The sequence below is a fragment of the Bradyrhizobium arachidis genome (assembly GCF_015291705.1).
In the GTDB taxonomy this organism is placed as follows: Bacteria; Pseudomonadota; Alphaproteobacteria; order Rhizobiales; family Xanthobacteraceae; genus Bradyrhizobium; species Bradyrhizobium arachidis.
Genome location: NZ_CP030050.1, coordinates 9,692,837 through 9,711,700 on the forward strand (window position 1 = coordinate 9,692,837; position 18,864 = coordinate 9,711,700).

Sequence of the window (18,864 nt, forward strand, 5' to 3'; positions counted from 1 at the left end):
GTCAGGCCGCCACCTCCGGCTTCTTGTCGCGCCGCCCTTCGGCGAGGTTCCGCACCACGACGTAAAAGATCGGGGTGAACAGCAGCCCGAACAGCGTCACGCCGATCATGCCGAAGAACACGGCAACGCCGACCGCCTGCCGCATCTCCGAGCCGGAGCCACTCGAGATCACCAGCGGCAGGACGCCGAGGATGAAGGCGAAGGACGTCATCAGGATCGGCCGCAAACGCAGGCGGCAGGCCTCGATCACGGCCTCCAGCCGCGGCTTGCCTTCGTTCTCGATGTCGCGCGCGAACTCGACGATCAGGATCGCGTTCTTTGCAGCTAGCCCCACCAGCACCACGAAGCCGATCTGGGTCAGGACGTTGACGTCCTGCCCCATGATTCGCACGCCGATGGTGGCGGCGAGCAGGCACATCGGCACGATCAGGATCACCGCGAAGGGCAGCGTCCAGCTGCCATATTGCGCGGCGAGCACGAGATAGACGAACAGCACGCAGATCGGGAACACGTAGAGGCCCGCATTGCCGCCGGTGATCTGCTGATAGGACAGGTCGGTCCATTCGAAGGTAAAGCCGCTCGGCAAGATGTCGTCGGCGAGCTTCTTGATGGTGTTGAGCGCGGTGGTCGAGCTGACGCCCGGCGCCGGCTCGCCCTGCAGTTCGGAGGCCGCATAGAGATTGTAGCGCGCGACGCGGTCGGGGCCCGAGACGTCCTTGAACTCGACCACGCTGCCCAGCATCACCATGTCGCCGGAGGCGTTGCGCGTGCGCAGCCGCGCGAGGTCGCTTGGCTCTTTCCGGAACGGGAAGTCTGCCTGCGCCGTGACGTGATAGGTGCGGCCGAACAGGTTGAAGTCGTTGACATAGGTCGATCCGAAATAGGTCTGGATCGTGTCGTTGACGTTGGCGATGGGAACGCCGAGCTTCTGCGCCTTGGTGCGGTCGATGTCGACGAAGAGTTGCGGCGTATTCGCCGTGAACGGCGAGAACACCGTGGGGCCGAGCAGCGACGGCGATTTGCGCGCAGCGGCGACAAGCTCGTCGGTGGCTGCGGCGAGCAGCTCCGGCCCGCGGCCCTGGCGGTCCTGGATGCGGATGGTGAAGCCGCCGCCGGTGCCGATGCCGGGGACGGCCGGCGGCGGAATGACGATGATGAACGCGCCCTGGAGCGCGGCGAGCCGCTTGCGCAGCTCGGCCGTGATGGCGTTCGCCGTCAGCCCCTTCTTCAGGCGCACCTCGGGTTCATCGAACACCGGAAACAGCGCCGCTGCGTTGCCCTGCTGCGTGCGCGTCGCACCCGAGAAGCCGGCGAAGACGGCAACTCGGATGATGCCCGGGGTATCCAGCGCGATCCGCTCGATCTCGCGCACGATCTCGGTGGTGCGCGCCAGCGACGCCGCGCCGGGCAATTGCACGGAGACGATGACGTAGCCGCGATCCTGCGCGGGGATGAAGCCCTGCGGCGTGGTCCCGATCAGCCAGCCGGCGCTGCCGATCAGCACGACGTAGATCAGCAACATCACCACCGAGTGCCGGATCACGAAATTCGCAAGACCCGCATAGCCATGCGACAGCCGGTCGAACACGCGGTTGAAGACGCCGGTGAAGGCATTCCATCCGCGCGCGATGACGTTCCAGGCCGCCGGCGGCCGCTTCTCCTCGTGCGGCGTGAGGATCAGCGAGGCCAGCGCCGGCGACAGCGTCAGCGAGCAGAAGCAGGAGATCGCGGTCGCAACCGCGATGGTGACGGCGAATTGCTGGAAGAATTGCCCGGAAATGCCGCCAAGGAACGCCGTCGGCACGAACACGGCACATAGCACCAGCGCGATCGAGACCAGCGCGCCGCCGACCTCCTCCATGGTTTTCAGCGCGGCATCGCGCCGACTGAGGCCATGCTCGAGATGCCGCTCGACATTCTCGACCACCACAATGGCGTCGTCGACGACGATACCGACGGCGAGCACGAGGCCGAAAAGCGTGAGATTGTTGATGGAGAAGCCGAGCGCCGCCATCACCGCAAAGGTGCCGACCAGCGAGACCGGAATCGCGATGATCGGGATGATCGCCGGGCGCCAGCCCTGCAGGAACACGAGCACCACGACGACCACAAGCAGCATGGCCTCGTAGATGGTCTTGATCAGCTCGTGGACGGATTGCGCGATGAACTCGGTCGGATTGTAGCCGATATTGTAGTCGAGGCCTTTCGGAAAACTCTCCTTCAGCTTGACCATGGTGTCGGAGATGCTTTTCGCGGTCGCCAGCGCGTTCGACCCGGGCCGCTGCGTCACCAGCATGCCGACGGCCGATTTGCGCAACAGGAAGCTGTTGGTGGAGTAGGAGAGCGCACCGAGCTCGATGCGGGCGACATCGCGTAGACGCACGGTTCGGCCGTCCGAGCCGGCCTTGATCAGGATATCCTCGAACTGTCTCTGATCCTTCAGGCGTCCGGTGAACACGAGATTCGGCTGGAACGCGCGGTCGGTGATCGGCGGCTCGGCAACCTGGCCGCCTGCGATCTGGATGTTCTGCGCGCGGATCGCCGCGATCACCTCGGTCGAGGTCAGGCCGAGATTGGCGATGCGGTCGGGGTCAAGCCACAACCTCATGGAGTAGTCGCGCGCGCCGAAGATCTGGATGTCGCCGACGCCGTCGAGGCGCAGCAGCTGGTCGCGGACCTGGAGCAGCGCGTAGTTGGAGATGTAGAGCTGGTCGAACGTGTCGTCCGGCGACAGCATGAACACGACCATCAGGATGTCGGGCGAGTTCTTGCGCGTCGTGACGCCGTTGCGCTGGACTTCCTCAGGAAGCCGCGGCTGCGCGATCGCGACGCGGTTCTGCACCAGCACCTGGGCCTTGTCGAGGTCGGTGCCGAGCTTGAAGGTGACGGTGATGGTGAGCTGGCCGTTGGAGGTCGCCTGGCTGTAGAGATACAGCATGTCCTCGACGCCGTTGATCTCCTGCTCGATGGGGGCCGCGACCGTGTCGGACACGGTCTGCGCGGAGGCGCCGGGATATTGCGTGGTGACGACGACGGTCGGCGGCACCACTTGCGGATATTCGGAGACCGGCAGCGTGGTGTAGGCGATCGCGCCGACGATCAGCAGCACGATCGACAGCACCATCGCGAGGATGGGCTGGTTGATGGAGAGACGGCCAAGATTCATGACTTGCCACCGGCCGGCGCTTGAGCAGTCTGCGGGGCGACCTTGGCGCCGACGCGGGCGCGCTGGATGCCGTTGACGATGACGCGATCGTCGGGCTTGAGCCCGTCGCGGATCACACGCAAGCCTTCGTCGAGCGGACCGAGTACCACGGCGCGCGCCTCGACGGTGTCGTCAGGCTTGACTACGAACACGATCTTGCGGGACTGGTCGGTCGCGACCGCGGCGTCCGGAATCAGCAGCGCCTCATAGGGCGCGCTGCCGATCAGGCGGACTCGGCCGAACTGGCCGGGCAGGATCGACAGATCGGTGTTCTTGACCACGGCGCGGCTGCGCAGCGTGCCGGTGGAGACATCGAGGCGGTTGTCGAGGAAGTTGATCGAGCCGTCATGCGACGGCTTGGTCTCGCCGGCGAGCGTCACCTGAACCGGGTTTGCGGTATCGCGCGAGCTCGGGCGCTTACCCTCGAACCACAGCTTGCTGTATTTGATGAAGGTCGCTTCGTCCATGTCGAAATAGACGTAGATCGGGTCGAGCGCGACGATCGAGGTGAGCAGTGTCGAAGTGCCGGTATCGCTGCCCTGCACGAGATTGCCGGGGCTGACGAGATGGCGGCTGACGCGCCCGGTGAGCGGCGCGGTGACATGGGTGAACTCGATGTTGAGGCGAGCGGCCTTCAGCGCGCCCGCGGCCTGCGTCTCCGCAGCGTGCGCGGCCTGCAAGGCCTGGCGGCGCTGGTCGACGACCTGCTCGGAGACCGCGCTGGTCTGGACCAGGTTCAGGCCGCGGTCGAGCTCGCGCTTGGCCAGCTCCACCTTGGCGCGCGCGTCGGACAGCTGGCCGTCGGCCTGCTCGGCCACAGCCTCGAACGGACGCGGGTCGATCACGTAGAGCAGATCGCCCTGACGCACGATGGCGCCGTCCTGGAATTCGACCGAGTTGACGAAGCCGCCGACGCGCGGGCGCACCTGCACCTCCTCGATCGCCTCGAAGCGGCCGGTGAACTCGTCCCAATCAGTGACGGTGCGCTTGACCGGCTGGGCGACCGTCACCGGCGCGGGCGGCGGCGCAGACGCTTGCGAGGCCGGCTGTCCGCAGCCCGCGAGCGCGAAGGAAGCGGCGAGGAGACCCGCGATCGCGTAATGCCGCATCTGAACGAAATCGTGCTTTTTGACAAATGGCTCGCTTCCGTCCGGTCCAGTCATCCCAGGTCCTCGCATCAAAAGCCGCGGAAAAAGCAGGGTACGCGCCTGCTCGCGGGCGACACAAGATGGGCGGCAATGATGAACTCTTCAAGACCAATGCGCGTGCAATAGTACAACGCATGGCCTGACCGGATGGCGGGTTGACAGTGGGTGAGGTGGGCGCACACGCGGCGGTTGGTGCCAATGAGTTGGCGATGAAGGCGCGGCGTTCTCCACCCTCCCCTGGAGGGGGAGGGTAAGCGGCCAGCGTCTTCGCACATGACGGGCGGCGGGCGCTCGGCTAGACTTGCCTTCCAAAAACAAGACGAATTGTCCGGGGAGGACCGGCGTGCACCAGGGACGTGTCGTCTACGGCGCGATCGAGGAGGTCGTGTTCGGCCATCCGGCGGCGGATGCCATCGTCGCGCAGATGGACCGGCTGGGAACACGCCGCGCCTTCCTGATGGTCTCAGGCACGCTGAACCGGCAGACCGACGAAATCACGAAAATCAAGGACGCGCTCGGCGAACGCTGTGCCGGCCTGTTCGACGCCATGCCGGCACACACGCCGCGCGAGGCCGTCATTGCCGCCACCAACGCAGCGCGCGAGGTGGGCGCCGATCTGATCGTCACCGTGGGCGGCGGCTCGATCACCGACGGCGCCAAGGCGGTGCAGCTCTGTCTTGCGAATGGCATCGACACGATCGACGGCATCGACCGCATCCGCGTGCACAAGGGCGTTGCGCCGGAGATGACGGCGCCAAGCGTGCGCCAGGTCAGCGTGCCGACCACCATCGCCGGCGGCGAATTCAGCTCCATCGCAGGCGTGACCGACCGCGCTACGCATGTGAAGCAGATGCTGCGGCATCCGCTCACCGTGCCGCGCGCGACCATTCTCGACCCAGGCATCACCGTGCACACGCCGGAATGGCTGTTCCTCTCGACCGGCATTCGCGCCCTCGATCACTGCGTCGAGGCGATCTGCTCGCGCGAGACGCATCCCTATGCCGATGCGCAATCGGTCAAGGGCCTTGCCATGCTTGCCGACGCGCTGCCGCGGGTGAAGGCCGACCCTGCCGATCTCGACGCGCGGATGGATGCGCAGATCGGCACCTGGCTGTCGATGGGCGCGCTCGCGGCCGGGGTGCCGATGGGGGCGAGCCACGGCATCGGCTATGTGCTGGGCGCGGCGTTCGACGTGCCGCACGGCTACACCTCCTGCATCATGCTGCCGGCGGTGATGCGCTGGAACGCACGCGACAATGCCGAGCGCCAGATGATCGTCGCCGCCGCGATGGGCTTTCCCGGCCACAACGCCGCCGACGTGTTGGATGCCTTCATCCGCTCGCTCGGCATGCCACGCAGCCTTGCCGAGATGCGGGTCACGCCGGAGCATTTCGACGCCATCGCCGAACAGGCGATGCGCACCAACTGGATCCCGCGCAACCCGCGCAGGATCGACGGCCCCGCCGATATCCGCGAAATCCTGCTTCTCGCCGCATGATCCAAGCCGGAGGATAGATGTACACAGGTCACCACGCCCGCCTGCGCCCGCTGCAGCCCGCCTTCATCATGGCCGCGACAGGCGAGGCCGTCACCTATCGCGAGCTGGAGGCGCGCAGCAATCGCCTGGCGCATCTGTTCCGCAGGCACGGCTTGAAGCGGCTCGACCACTACTCGATCTTCATGGAGAACAATGCGCGCTATCTCGAAGCCTGCGGCGCGGGCGAGCGCTCGGGGCTCTACTACACCTGCATCAACTCGTTCCTGACGCCCGGCGAGCTCGCCTATCTCCTCGTCAACAGCCAGTCGAAAATCCTGATCACCTCCAGGGCGAAGCTGGACATCGCACGTGAGGCCATCAACGCCTGCCCCGACGTCAGGCTCTGCATCGTCGCCGACGGTCCCGGCGAGAGCGAGCGCATCGTCGGGCTGGCGGATGTGACCGCCGATCTGCCGGCGACGCCGATCGCGGACGAATGGCTTGGCACTGCGATGCTGTATTCATCGGGCACGACGGGACGGCCGAAGGGCATTTTGCGGCCGCTGCCGGAGGAGCCGCCAAAACAGAATCTGCCGCTGTTCGATTTCCTGACGAAACTCTGGCACTACCGCGAGGGCATGGTCTACTTGTCGCCGGCCCCGCTCTATCACTCGGCGCCGCAGGCCGCGGTAAATCTCACGATCCGCATGGGCGGCACCGTGATCATCATGGAGACGTTCGATCCCGAGCGCTATCTCCAGCTGGTGCAACAATGGGGCATCACCCACACCCAGCTGGTGCCGACGATGTTCTCGCGGATGCTGAAGCTGCCGGAGGAGGTGCGCAAGCGTTACGACCTCTCCTCGCTGGAGATCGCGATCCATGCCGCCGCGCCCTGCCCGGCCCTCGTCAAGGACGACATCATCAAATGGTGGGGTCCGATCATCCACGAATATTACGGCGCCACCGAAGGCCTCGGCTTCACCGCCTGCAACAGCGCGGAATGGCTGGCGCATCGCGGCACCGTCGGCAAGGTGCTGCTCGGCGACCTCCATATTCTCGACGAGAACATGCAGCCACGCCCGACCGGAACGCCGGGGCAAGTCTGGTTCAAGACGGGATCGCCGTTCGAATATTTCAATGATCCGGAGAAGACGAAGGAAGCGCGCTCGGCCGACGGCAACATGAGCACGGTCGGCGACGTCGGCTATGTCGACGAGGACCGCTTCCTGTATCTGACCGACCGCGCGACCTTCATGATCATCTCGGGCGGGGTGAACATCTATCCGCAGGAATGCGAGAATCTCTTGATCACCCACCCGAAGGTCGCCGATGCCGCCGTGTTCGGCGTGCCCAATCCCGATCTCGGCGAAGAGGTGAAGGCGGTGGTGCAGCCGATGCCGGGCGTGGTGCCGGGCCCGGCGCTTGCCGAAGAGCTGATCGCCTTCTGCGGGGCGTCGCTGTCGCGGCAGAAGGTGCCGCGCTCGGTGGACTTCGAGAAGGAGTTGCCGCGGCTCCCGACCGGCAAGCTGTACAAGCGGCTGCTAAGGGATCGGTATTGGGGCAACAAGACGTCGCGGATCGTGTGAGCCCCGCTGTCGTCCCGGGGCGCGACGAAGTCGCGAACCCGGGACGACGGCGGAGGTTGGCGATGCAACTGCGCACAAAAATCCACACAGGAACCAGCTCTTCGCACCTGCACTCTCACATGATGAAAGTGTGAACCCCTGCGGCCTTCCGTCATCCGAATTGTCGAGGCGGCTTGCGGCGTTACGGGTTGCCTCCCTCTATTCGCGTCGCTATCGTCCTGACAAACAGGCCACAAAAGGCCCAAAAGAACTAATGTCCAGGGAGGACGAGGATGCGGAGCGTGCGGGCGCTCGCCGCGACGGCGGCGCTATCTTTGCTGGCGTTTTCGACCATTGCGGTCGCCGGCGAGCCCAAACAGGGCGGAATCCTGCGGATGTATCACCGCGACAGCCCTGGCAACGCCTCGATCCATGAAGGCGCGACCTATTCGCTCAATGTTCCCTTCATGCCCGTCTTCAACAACCTCGTTATCTACAAGCAGGACGAAGCCCAGAACAGGATGGACAACATCGTCCCGGAGCTCGCCGAGAGCTGGGCCTGGGTGAACGACAACAAGACGCTGACCTTCAAGCTCCGCCAGGGCGTGAAATGGCACGACGGCAAGCCGTTCACCTCGGCCGACGTCAAATGCACCTTCGACATGCTGATGGGCAAGGCGCAGCAGAAGTTCCGGCAGAATCCGCGCAAGACCTGGTACGAGCAAGTCAATGACGTCTCGACCAACGGCGATTTCGAGGTCTCCTTCAACCTGAAGCGGCCGCAGCCGTCGCTGCTGGCGCTGCTCGCCTCGGGCTACACGCCGGTCTATCCCTGCCACGTCTCGCCCGGCGACATGCGCACGCATCCGATCGGCACCGGCCCGTTCAAGTTCGTCGAGTTCAAGGCCAACGAATCGATCAAGCTGACCCGCAACACCGACTATTGGCGCAAGGGCCGGCCTTATCTCGACGGCATCGAGTTCACCATCATCCCGAACCGCTCGACCGCGATCCTCGCCTTCGTCGCCGGCAAGTTCGACATGACCTTCCCGACCGAGGTAAGCATTCCGCTGCTCAAGGACGTCAAATCGCAGGATCCGAGCGCGGTCTGCGTCGTCGAGCCCAACAACGTCGCCACCAACATCATCGTCAATTCGACCGCTGCGCCGTTCGACAATGCCGACATCCGCAAGGCCATGGCGCTGGCGCTCGACCGCAAGGCCTTCATCAACATCATGTTCGAGGGTCAGGGCGACATCGGCGGCACCATGGAACCTGCGCCGGCCGGGCTGTGGGCGATGCCGAAGGAGATGCTGGAGAGCATTCCGGGCTATGGACCCGACGTGAACGCCAACCGCGAGCAGGCCAAGAAGCTGATGCAGAAGGCCGGTTACGGGCCGGACAAGCATCTCGCGGTGAAGATCTCGACCCGCAACATCCCGGTTTACCGCGATCCCGCGGTGATCCTGATCGACCAGCTCAAGAGCATCTATATCGACGGCGAGCTCGACGTGGTGGAGACCGCAAACTGGTTCCCGAAGGTCGCGCGCAAGGACTACATGCTCGGCCTGAACCTCACCGGCAACGCGGTCGACGATCCCGACCAGTCCTTCTACGAGAACTATTCCTGCGGCTCGGAGCGCAACTACACCAACTATTGCAACAAGGAGATCGAGAAGCTGTTCGACGTGCAGTCGCAGGAGACCGACATCGCCAAACGCAAGAAGCTGGTGTGGGAGATCGACAAGAAGTTGCAGGAGGACGTCGCCCGCCCGATCATCTTCCATGCGCGCACCGGCACCTGCTGGAAGCCCTATGTCAAGGGCGTGACGGTGATGTCGAACAGCTCCTATAATGGGTACCGCTACGAGGACGTGTGGATGGACAAGTAGCGGCGGGCGGCTGACGGGTTCGACAGGAGGCGATGCATGTTTGCCTATCTGGTGCGGCGCCTGTTCCTGATGCTCGTGACCCTGTTCGGGATCTCGGTCGTCATCTTCTTCCTGCTGCGCATCGTGCCCGGCAACATCGTCGACATCCTGTTCGCCGCCGCCGGCTATGTCGATCCCGCCGACAAGGCCAATCTGGAAAAGGAGCTCGGCATCGACCAGCCGCTGATCGTGCAGTATTGGCACTGGATCAGCGGTTTCCTGCGCGGCGATTTTGGCTATTCCTACGTCTCCGAGAAGCCGGCGTTGCAGGAGATATTGCCGCGGATTCCGATCACCGCGCGGCTCGCCGGCCTTGCGCTGTTGTTCTCGGCATCGATCGGCATCCCGCTCGGCGTCATCAGCGCGGTGAAACAGGGAACGCGGCTCGACTACGCGCTGCGCGTCGTCAGCCTCAGCGGCCTGTCGCTGCCCTCGTTCTGGCTTGGCCTCCTCATCCTCACGGCGTCGGTGGCGATGTTCGGCCAGATGCCGATCTTCAATCCCAATCCGCAGACCTGGCTCGAGGCATTCGCGACCTACGCCGTGCCGGCCGCCGCCGTCGGTTTCCGCAGCGCGGCGCTGACTATGCGCATCACGCGGTCCTCGATGCTGGAGGTGCTGCGGCAGGACTATATCCGCACCGCGCGCGCCAAGGGTGCCTCCGATGCCGCCGTGAACTATCACCACGCGCTGAAGAATGCGATCCTGCCCGTCATCACCGTGATCGGCATCGAGGCGGCATTCCTGATCGGCGGCCTGATCGTCACCGAGACCGTGTTCAACATCCCCGGCGTCGCCCGCTTCCTGGTCGAGGCGATCCGCTGGCGCGATTATCCGATCGTGCAGAACCTCGTGATGTTCATCGCGGTCGTCGTGGTGTTCGCGAATTTCACCGTCGACATGCTCTACGCGGTGTTCGACCCGCGGATCAGGTACACGGATTAGGAGAGCTGTTTGGCCGCGATCGACTTTGACGTTGAGCTGAGACGCGCCGGGGCGAACGCGACCGGAGGCTGGCGACGCGTGCTGTTCATGGCGCAGCGACACGTGCTTGGCGCGGCCGGGCTCGTCATCATGACGGTGTTCGTGCTGACCGCGATCTTCGCCGACTTCATCGCGCGCTATGATCCACTCACCGTCGATGCCGCGCGTGCGCTGGCGCGGCCGAGCTGGGCACACTGGATGGGCACGGATTCGTTCGGCCGCGACGTGTTCAGCCGCATCATCCACGGCGCGCGGATCTCGCTCGCGGTGGGCATCGGCTCGACCGCGCTCGGCGGCACGATCGGCGTCATCGTCGGCCTCACCTCCGGCTATCTCTCCGGCTGGGTCGACCTTGTGTTCCAGCGCGTCTCCGACATCCTCCAGGCGCTGCCGCTGCTGGTCCTCGCGCTGATCATGACGGCGGCGCTCGGCCCGTCACTGCCGAACGTCATCATCGCCATTGCCATTCCGCTGATTCCGACCGTGTCGCGCGTCATCCGCGCCAACACGCTGGCGCTGCGCGAGCAGCCCTTCGTCGAGGCCGCCAAGTCGATCGGCATGAGCGAGGTCCGCATCGCACTGCGCCATGTGCTGCCCAACACGCTGGCGCCGCTGATCGTGCTCGCCACCGCCCAGCTCGGCTCGACCATCCTCACCGAAGCCTCGCTCTCCTTCCTCGGTCTCGGCATTCCCGAGCCTTATCCGTCCTGGGGCCGCATGCTCTCCGAGTCCGCCGCCGAATATGTCCGCACTGCGCCGTGGCTGGTGATCTTCCCGGGCATCGCGATCAGTCTCGCCGTGTTCGGCGCCAATTTGTTCGGCGACGCCCTGCGCGACATCCTCGATCCCCGGCAGCGCGGCTGATGGCGAAAGAATCCGACCTCGTGCTCGATGTGAAGAACCTGAAGACGGTGTTCTTCACCAATTCGGGGCTGTTCAAGGCGGTCGACGACGTTTCCTTCACGGTGAAGCGCGGCGAGACGCTGGCGATCGTCGGCGAATCCGGTTGCGGCAAGAGCGTCACCGCGCTGTCCCTGATGCGGCTGGTGCCCGATCCGCCCGGACGCATCGTCGGCGGATCTGTTACGCTCGAAGGCACCGATCTGCTGGCGCTGGACGAAGCCCAGATGCGCAAGATCCGGGGCAATCGCATCTCCATGATCTTCCAGGAGCCGATGACCTCGCTCAACCCGGTGATGCGGATCGGCGACCAGATCGTCGAGGCCGTGCGGCTGCACCGGAACATCTCGTCGAAGGAGGCGCAAAACATCGCGGTCGAGATGCTGCGGCTGGTGCGCATCCCCGAGCCGGCGCGGCGCGCGAAGGAGTATCCGCATCAGCTTTCCGGCGGTATGCGCCAGCGCGCGATGATCGCGATGGCGCTGGCCTGCCGGCCGGCGCTGCTGATCGCGGACGAGCCGACCACCGCGCTCGACGTCACCATCCAGGCGCAGATTTTGGCGCTGATCCTCGATCTCCAGAAGGAGCTCGGCACGGGTCTGGTGCTGATCACGCACGACCTCGGCGTCGTCGCCCAGACCGCGCAGCGCGTGATCGTGATGTATGCGGGGCGGAAGGTCGAGGAAGCCAGCGTCGAGGCGCTGTTCGCGGCGCCGAAGCATCCCTATACGCGCGGGCTGATGGCCTCGATCCCGTCCGTGCCAGCGTCCGGCGTCGCGGCGCAGGAGCGGCTCAACGAGATTCCCGGCACCGTGCCGTCGCTGGTGCGGCTGCCGAAGGGCTGCGCTTTCGCGCCGCGCTGCAAGCTCGCGATCAAGCGCTGCGAGGCAGAATATCCGCCGCTGGCGGATTGGGGCGGCGGCCATCTCGCGGCGTGCTGGCGTGCGGCTGAAGTTGCGGAGGTGGCATGACCCAGGCTCTGCTCGAAGTCACCGACCTCAAGAAATATTATCCGGTGCGCGCCGGCGTGCTGCGGCGGCAGGTGGGCACCGTGCACTCGGTCGACGGCGTCTCGTTCTCGCTTGGCGCCGGCGAGACGCTCGGGCTCGTCGGCGAATCCGGCTGCGGCAAGTCGACGGTGGCGCGCAGCGTGCTGCGGCTGGTCGAGCCGACCTCGGGCCAGATCCGTCTCGACGGCGAGGACATCACGCATCTATCCAAGACGGCGCTGCGCCCGCATCGCCGTTCGATGCAGATCGTGTTCCAGGACCCGTTCGCCTCGCTCAATCCGCGCATGACCGCAGGCGATATCGTCGGCGAGCCGCTCGCCGTGCACGGCCTCGCCACCGGCAAGGCCCTGGAGGCGCGCGTTGCAAAACTGTTTGAGCAGGTAGGCCTGCGGCCCGACCAGATGCGCAATTTCCCGCATCAATTCTCCGGCGGCCAGCGCCAGCGCATCTGCATCGCGCGGGCACTCGCGCTGGAACCGCGTCTGATCGTCTGTGACGAGCCGGTGTCCGCGCTCGACGTCTCGATCCAGGCGCAGGTAATCAACCTCCTGATCGACCTGCAACGCCAGCACGGCTTCTCCTATCTCTTCATCGCGCACGACCTCGCCGTGGTCGCCCATATCAGCCATCGTGTCGCCGTGATGTATCTCGGCCGCATCGTCGAGATCGCCGACAAGGACGAGCTGTTCAGGAACCCACGCCACCCCTACACGCAGGCCCTGCTCGCTTCCGTGCCGATCGCCAACCCGCTCGCGAAGAAGCTGGCGCCGCTGGTCGATGGCGACGTGCCGAGCCCGGTCAATCCGCCCTCCGGCTGCGCGTTTCACACGCGCTGCCGGTTTGCGATGGAGCGATGCAAGACCGAACGGCCGGCGCTGGTGAATGCGGGCGACGGGCACCAGGTGGCGTGCTTGCTCAATGAAGGGACGGGGCGGAGCCAGTAGGCCGTAGCGCGCTGATCACCGGCCAGGCTGCCAGCGCTGCGGAGAGATGCTTGAGCGTGTGGCCCGAGACGATGTGTCCTGTGGCTTCGAAAATAGTCGCATCGCCGAGCTCGAAAAGCTTCGCCAGCACATAAAAGACAATCACGCCGCCGAGCGGCACGCCGAACGCACCGGGCCGGGGCCGCGTCAGCGCCAGTCCCACGGCGAGCGCCATGCCGCCGAACTGCACGACCGCCCATGGCGTGAGATTCTCGCGCGCCACCCAGGCCGCGAGCGGGCCCGCAGCCGTCATCAGCATCACCATCGCCAAGCCCGCGCGCTTGCTGACGCGCTCGCTGGCCGCGATGCCGAGAAAGCCCGCGAACGCCACCGCCATGCCGAGACGATCAGCCACGAGCCGCTGCGGCGCGTCAGGATCCAGATGATAGATGCTCGACCCGATACAGGTGAGGATCAGGCCCACGAAGAAGCAGCCTGCGCCCACGGGCGCATCATTGCGGCCACGCAGCAGCATCAGACCCCAGACGCCCATTGCCACGAAGGCGAGATTGCTCAGTACGTCGCCGGCGTTGGGCACGCCCAGCCAAAAGCGGGTGTCGACGTAATGCGGGATGGGCCAAGCGGAGGCGTGCAGCGTCGGCGCGAAGACCGCCGCCAGGGTCAGGACGAAGAGCGCGGCGATCAGGCATTTCTCGCGGAAGTGCGGGGCGCCGACTGCGAAACGGCGGCGCACTGATGGGAGTATCGTGTCGATCGCTTGGACAGGATCATTTGCGCGCAGCATGCGTGGCTCCAGACGAATTGAACGACGTTCATTATTGATAGTCGGGAATTGAACAATGTTCAAGGAGGATTGTGCGCAAAACTTTGCGAGCTGGAATGTCGTTGAACTTATTCAGGTTTCCGGAGTTCGCGACCGAGGAGGTGCGGTAGGGTGGGCAAAGCGAAGTGTGCCCACGATCCCTGCAAAATCACCGGCTATTGGTGGGCACGGCGCTTCGCGCCTTTGCCCACCCTACAATCGCGGAGTTCGCGGCGCCGACTACGCCCCGATCTCCACAACGATCCTGCCGGTCGTCACCTGCTCGCCCTCGGTGACGTCGATTGCCGAAACCACGCCATCGATGCCGGCCTTGTGGACGTGCTCCATCTTCATCGCTTCGAGCGTCATCACCGGTTGGCCGGCGGTGACGCGGTCGCCCGGCTTGACCAGCACAGCGACGACGCGGCCGTTCATGGCGGCGCGAACCTTGCCGTCGCCGCCGTTGCTTGCGGCGGCCTTCGGCGCAGCGAGGGTGAGATCATTCACCGCGAGCGGGATGCCGCGATGCTGGAGATACAGCCGATCGCCGTCCCGCAGGAATTTTGCGCTGTCCATCACGCCATCGTGGCGGAAGCGAATGGCATCGGCATCGAGCTGGTCGATCTCGAACGTTTCCTTCCGGCTGTCGGTGGCGACAATGTAGCTGCCATCGCGCTCGCGGGTGATTTCGAGCTCGTGCGCCTGGCCGGAGATCTCGATTCTTGCCGGCAGCGGGAATGTTGCCGCGAGACTCCGGCCCCCCTGCCACGACGGCGCGCGCGAATTGGTGACGTAGAGCAGCAGGCCTGCCAGTGCCGTATCGAATGCGGCGTTCGCGCGCGGCGCCAGCAGCTCGTCGCGATGCGCGCCGATGAAGGCCGTGGTGGCTTCGCCCCTGGCAAAGCCGGGGTGACGCAGGCACGACATCAGGAACGCCTGGTTGGTGGTTACGCCGAACGCGGTGAGTTGCTCGAGGCCAACGATCAGCCGCCCCCTCGCCTCCTCGCGCGTCGTGCCGTGGCCGATCACCTTGGCGATCATGGAATCGTAGAACGGCGGGATCTCAGAGCCCGATTGCAGCGCATGCTCGACGCGGATGCCGTCAGGCACCTGCCAGCGCGCCATGCGTCCGGACTGCGGCATGAAGTCGTGCGCGGCATCTTCCGAGCACAGCCGCACCTCGATGGCATGGCCTGTGAAGCGGATGTCCTGCTGCTTCACCGGCAGCGCCTCGCCGCGCGCGACGCGCAGCTGCAGCTCGACGAGATCGAGCCCGGTGATCGCCTCGGTTACGGGATGCTCGACCTGGAGACGCGTGTTCATCTCCATGAAGTAGAACTCCCCGCTTTGATCGAGCAGGAATTCCAGCGTGCCGGCGCCCTCGTAACGCAGCGCCTTCACCGCCGCGACCGCGACCTCGCCCATTTTCGCGCGCAGCTCCGAAGTGACGGCCGGCGACGGCGCCTCCTCGATCAGCTTCTGGTGCCGCCGCTGCACCGAGCAGTCGCGCTCGCCGAGATGGATGGCGTTGCCGTGGCTGTCGCCGAACACCTGGATCTCGATGTGGCGTGGATTTTCGATGGCGCGCTCGACGATCACGGTGGGATCGCCGAACGCCGCCTTCGCTTCCGACCGCGCGCTGCGCAGCGCATCCGGAAACGATGCAGCATCGGTCACAAGCCGCATGCCGCGGCCACCGCCGCCGGCAACCGCCTTGATCATCACGGGGAAGCCGATCTTTTTGGCCTCGGCGAGCATGATCTCGTCGCTTTGGTCGGCGCCCTGATAGCCGGGCACGATGGGCACGCCGGCCTTCTTCATGATCTCCTTGGCGCCGGCCTTGTTGCCCATCGCCTCGATCGCCTGCGGCGACGGGCCGATGAAGACCAACCCGGCATCCTTGCAGGCTTGCGCGAATTCTTCATTCTCGGCGAGGAAACCATAGCCGGGATGCACTGCGTCCGCACCGCTCGCCTTCGCGGCTGCGATGATCGCGGGGATGTTGAGATAGGACTGCGCCGGCAAGGCTTCACCAATGCACACGGCCTGGTCGGCCTGCTTGACGTGGAGCGCGCCGCGATCGGCGTCCGAATAAACCGCGACGACGCCGAGGCCGAGCCGCCGCGCGCTGCGCATCACACGCAACGCGATCTCGCCGCGATTGGCGACCAGAACCCTATAGAACGGCCGGTGCTGCACTGATCCGTTCCTCATGGGCGGGCCACCGAGAATTGCATGCGCTGGGGCGCGCGCGAATCGCCCTCGCGGCAGATCGCGAGCACCTCCGACAGCACCGCGCGCGTGTCGCGGGGGTCGATCACGCCGTCGTCGAGCACGCGTGCGCTGGTGGAGAACACGTCCATCTGGCCGTCGAACACACCGACGATCTGCGCCTTCATGGCCTCCAACTTGTCCTTCTCGATCGGCTTGCCGCGGCGCGCGGCGGCGGCCTCGGTCACGATCGCCATAGTCTCGGCGGCCTGCTCGCCGCCCATCACCGCGGTCTTGGCGTTCGGCCAGGAGAAGCAGAAGCGCGGATGGAAGCCGCGCCCGCACATGCCGTAATTGCCGGCACCGAACGAGGCACCGCAATAGATCGTGATCTGCGGCACCGTCGCCGACGTCACCGCCTGGATCATCTTGGAGCCGTGCTTGATCATGCCGGCTTCCTCATAGGCCTTGCCGACCATGTAGCCGGTGGTGTTGTTGAGATAGAGGATCGGCGTGCGGGTCTGGCAGCAGGCCTGGATGAAATGCGTCGCCTTGTTGGCGCCAGCGGGATCGAGCGGGCCATTGTTGGTGATGATGCCGATGGCCTGGCCCTCGATGCGGGCATGGCCGCAGACGGTGGCGGGACCATAGTTCGCCGCCATCTCAGTGAAATCGGAATCGTCGATGATCCGCGCGATCACCTGCTTCATGTCGACTGGGCGCTTGTGGTCCATCGGCATGATGCCGAGCAGCTCGTCCTGATCGTAGCGCGGCGGCTTGAACTCCGACGCCGCTCGGCCCGGCCGCTCCCATTCCAGCGCCGCCATGATCTCGCGCGCGATGCGAAGCGCGTCGCGATCGTCCTCGGCGAGATAGTCACCGAGGCCGGAGACCTGCGTGTGCATCTCGGCGCCGCCGAGCTCTTCTTCCGTAGCGATCTCGCCGGTCGCGGCCTTTAGCAACGGTGGCCCCGCGAGGAAGGCGCGGGTGCGGCCGCGGACCATGACGATGTAGTCCGAAAGGCCGGTCTGGTAGGCGCCGCCGGCGGTCGAGGAGCCGTGCGTGACGGTGACAACCGGCAAGCCTGCCGCCGAAAGCCGCGCCAGATTGCGAAAGATATTGCCGCCGCGGACAAAATCCTCGACGCGGTAGCGCAACAGATTGGCGCCGGCGCTCTCGACGAGCTGCACGTAAGGCAGCTTGTTCTCCAGAGCGAGCTCCTGCACCCGCAGCGTCTTGTCGAGGCCGTAGGGCTGCAGCGCGCCGGCATCGATGCCGGAATCACTGGCGCTGACCATGCAGCGGATGCCGGAGACGAAGCCGATGCCGGCGATCACGCCGCCGCCGGGCACACTCTTGCTCGCATCCGGCACGTCGAACATGTAGCCGGCGAGTGTCGACAGCTCGATGAAGGGCGCGCCGGGATCAAGCACCAGCGCGACGCGTTCGCGCGGCAGCAGCTGACCGCGCTTGTGGAAGCGGTCCTTTGCAGCAGCAGACGCCGCGCGCGTGCGCTCTTCCAGCGCGCGCATGCGGTCGATCAGCGCGAGCATGCCGTCGCGGTTGGCGTGGTAGGCGGTGCTGCCGGGGGAAATGGTGTTTTCGAGGATGGACATAACTCTTTCCCAGTCGTCATTCCGGGGCGCGTGTAGCGCGAGCCCGGAATCCATACTCCCCGATCGTGGTTATGGATTCCGGGCCTGGCCCTTCGGGCCATCCCGGAATGACGGAGTGTGTGGCTACCTGTTCGTCCCAAAGATCTTCCGCGCCTCGGCGGGGCTCGCGATCTCGCGGCCAGCGCGGCGGGCGCAGGCGGCGATGGCCTCGATCAGCTGGCCGTTCGAGGTCACCTTCTTGCCGTCGGCGAGATAGAAGGCGTCCTCGAGACCGGTACGCAAGTGACCGCCGAGCTCGGCGCAGCGCTGGTGCAGCGGCCAGATCTCTTCGCGGCCGATCGCGGTGACCTGGAACTGCGCTTCGGGGCGCTTCAGCTTGATCAGGATCGGCAGCAGCTCCGGGTCCGACGGCATGCCGGAGGCAACGCCCATCACGAAATTATACTCGAGCGGGCCGTTGTACATGCCGACCTGGTGATACATGCCGACGCAGCGGACGATGCCGACGTCGAAGCATTCGAACTCGGGGATAGTGCCGACCTCATTCATGACGTCGAGATAGTCCTTCACCTTCTCGACCGCGTTGTCGAACATCATCGGCGGCCAGGCCCAGGTGTTGTCTGCCTTGACCTTCAAATAATTCAGCGAGCCAGCGTTGCAGGCAGCGATCTCCGGCTTGGTCTCGCGGATGCAGTCGAGCGCGCCGGAGTAGTTCGGGCCTGAGACACCCGAGGTGTGGTTGATGATGACCCCGGGACAGGCTTCGCGGATCGCCTGCTGGATCTCCTTGCTGACGCTGACCTCCCAGGACGGCAGATGGCCCTTGCCCGGCGCCTGCTGGCGCAGATGGATGTGCATGATGGAGGCGCCGGCATCGAACGCAGCCTTGGCCTCGCGCGCCATCTGCTCGGGCGTCACGGGGACGTTGTGCTGCTTCGGGTCGGTAAGCACGCCGTTCAGCGCGCAGGTGATGACGGCCTTGTCGCTCATGCCAAAAATGTCTCGCACGTTGAGAATTCAACGCTGGCGATCATGTGATGCGGGGCATGCGGCTTCTTGCGCGGAGAA

At 65.4% G+C, this 18,864-nt stretch carries 13 protein-coding genes; 7 read left to right on the plus strand and 6 right to left on the minus strand.

The features are described 5' to 3' along the window. Position 1 precedes the first annotated feature (1 nt). A complete protein-coding gene (locus WN72_RS45745; protein WP_092212012.1) occupies positions 2-3,166 on the minus strand; it encodes an efflux RND transporter permease subunit in 3,165 nt (1,054 codons plus the stop codon). Next, entirely contained in the window at positions 3,163-4,368 is a 1,206-nt protein-coding gene (locus tag WN72_RS45750; RefSeq protein WP_167380576.1) for an efflux RND transporter periplasmic adaptor subunit, read from the minus strand. The genes WN72_RS45745 and WN72_RS45750 overlap by 4 nt, the downstream gene beginning before the upstream one ends. A gap of 328 nt (positions 4,369-4,696) precedes the next feature. Here WN72_RS45750 and WN72_RS45755 point away from each other — a divergent pair, with 328 nt between their 5' ends. The 7 genes from WN72_RS45755 to WN72_RS45785 all read left to right on the plus strand — a co-directional run bounded on the left by WN72_RS45755 (position 4,697) and on the right by WN72_RS45785 (position 13,167). Next, entirely contained in the window at positions 4,697-5,851 is a 1,155-nt protein-coding gene (locus WN72_RS45755; protein WP_027563215.1) for an iron-containing alcohol dehydrogenase, read from the plus strand. A gap of 17 nt (positions 5,852-5,868) precedes the next feature. Beyond that, a complete protein-coding gene (locus WN72_RS45760; RefSeq protein ID WP_092212008.1) occupies positions 5,869-7,419 on the plus strand; it encodes an AMP-binding protein in 1,551 nt (516 codons plus the stop codon). 272 nt (positions 7,420-7,691) lie between these two features. Then, positions 7,692-9,290 (plus strand): ABC transporter substrate-binding protein, encoded by a 1,599-nt coding sequence (locus WN72_RS45765; RefSeq protein WP_027563217.1) that lies wholly within the window; start codon positions 7,692-7,694, stop codon positions 9,288-9,290. Positions 9,291-9,326: 36 nt separating this feature from the next. Then, positions 9,327-10,274: an ABC transporter permease gene (locus WN72_RS45770; protein WP_027563218.1), complete on the plus strand. Its 948-nt coding sequence runs from the start codon at positions 9,327-9,329 to the stop codon at positions 10,272-10,274. 9 nt (positions 10,275-10,283) lie between these two features. Next, on the plus strand, positions 10,284-11,177 hold the full coding sequence (locus WN72_RS45775; RefSeq protein WP_092212006.1) for an ABC transporter permease: 894 nt from the start codon (positions 10,284-10,286) through the stop codon (positions 11,175-11,177). Next, complete coding sequence (locus WN72_RS45780; RefSeq protein ID WP_092212003.1) at positions 11,177-12,184, plus strand: ABC transporter ATP-binding protein; 1,008 nt, start codon at positions 11,177-11,179, stop codon at positions 12,182-12,184. Before WN72_RS45775 ends, WN72_RS45780 begins: the two co-directional genes overlap by 1 nt. Continuing rightward, a complete protein-coding gene (locus WN72_RS45785) occupies positions 12,181-13,167 on the plus strand; it encodes an ABC transporter ATP-binding protein (protein WP_092212001.1) in 987 nt (328 codons plus the stop codon). The genes WN72_RS45780 and WN72_RS45785 overlap by 4 nt, the downstream gene beginning before the upstream one ends. Here the strand turns inward: WN72_RS45785 and WN72_RS45790 are convergent. The 4 genes from WN72_RS45790 to WN72_RS45805 all read right to left on the minus strand — a co-directional run bounded on the left by WN72_RS45790 (position 13,139) and on the right by WN72_RS45805 (position 18,786). Further along, complete coding sequence (locus WN72_RS45790) at positions 13,139-13,951, minus strand: hypothetical protein (RefSeq protein WP_092211999.1); 813 nt, start codon at positions 13,949-13,951, stop codon at positions 13,139-13,141. The two genes, WN72_RS45785 and WN72_RS45790, sit on opposite strands and share 29 nt — an antisense overlap. Positions 13,952-14,209: 258 nt before the next feature. After that, positions 14,210-16,183 carry an acetyl/propionyl/methylcrotonyl-CoA carboxylase subunit alpha gene (locus WN72_RS45795; protein WP_092211997.1) on the minus strand — a complete coding sequence of 658 codons (1,974 nt, stop codon included), beginning with the start codon at positions 16,181-16,183 and terminating at the stop codon, positions 14,210-14,212. Then, a complete protein-coding gene (locus WN72_RS45800) occupies positions 16,180-17,796 on the minus strand; it encodes an acyl-CoA carboxylase subunit beta (protein ID WP_092211995.1) in 1,617 nt (538 codons plus the stop codon). The genes WN72_RS45795 and WN72_RS45800 overlap by 4 nt, the downstream gene beginning before the upstream one ends. A gap of 123 nt (positions 17,797-17,919) precedes the next feature. Continuing rightward, on the minus strand, positions 17,920-18,786 hold the full coding sequence (locus WN72_RS45805) for a beta-keto acid cleavage family enzyme (protein ID WP_092211993.1): 867 nt from the start codon (positions 18,784-18,786) through the stop codon (positions 17,920-17,922). Positions 18,787-18,864: the final 78 nt, after the last annotated feature.

Bases quoted from the DNA above. Each gene is read 5' to 3' on its own strand.
- WN72_RS45745 (WP_092212012.1), bottom strand. From the start codon at position 3,166: ATGAATCTTGGCCGTCTCTCCATCAACCAGCCCATCCTCGCGATGGTG.
- WN72_RS45750 (WP_167380576.1), bottom strand. From the start codon at position 4,368: ATGACTGGACCGGACGGAAGCGAGCCATTTGTCAAAAAGCACGATTTC.
- WN72_RS45760 (WP_092212008.1), top strand. From the start codon at position 5,869: ATGTACACAGGTCACCACGCCCGCCTGCGCCCGCTGCAGCCCGCCTTC.
- WN72_RS45765 (WP_027563217.1), top strand. From the start codon at position 7,692: ATGCGGAGCGTGCGGGCGCTCGCCGCGACGGCGGCGCTATCTTTGCTG.
- WN72_RS45770 (WP_027563218.1), top strand. From the start codon at position 9,327: ATGTTTGCCTATCTGGTGCGGCGCCTGTTCCTGATGCTCGTGACCCTG.
- WN72_RS45780 (WP_092212003.1), top strand. From the start codon at position 11,177: ATGGCGAAAGAATCCGACCTCGTGCTCGATGTGAAGAACCTGAAGACG.
- WN72_RS45785 (WP_092212001.1), top strand. From the start codon at position 12,181: ATGACCCAGGCTCTGCTCGAAGTCACCGACCTCAAGAAATATTATCCG.
- WN72_RS45790 (WP_092211999.1), bottom strand. From the start codon at position 13,951: ATGCTGCGCGCAAATGATCCTGTCCAAGCGATCGACACGATACTCCCA.
- WN72_RS45795 (WP_092211997.1), bottom strand. From the start codon at position 16,183: ATGAGGAACGGATCAGTGCAGCACCGGCCGTTCTATAGGGTTCTGGTC.
- WN72_RS45800 (WP_092211995.1), bottom strand. From the start codon at position 17,796: ATGTCCATCCTCGAAAACACCATTTCCCCCGGCAGCACCGCCTACCAC.
- WN72_RS45805 (WP_092211993.1), bottom strand. From the start codon at position 18,786: ATGAGCGACAAGGCCGTCATCACCTGCGCGCTGAACGGCGTGCTTACC.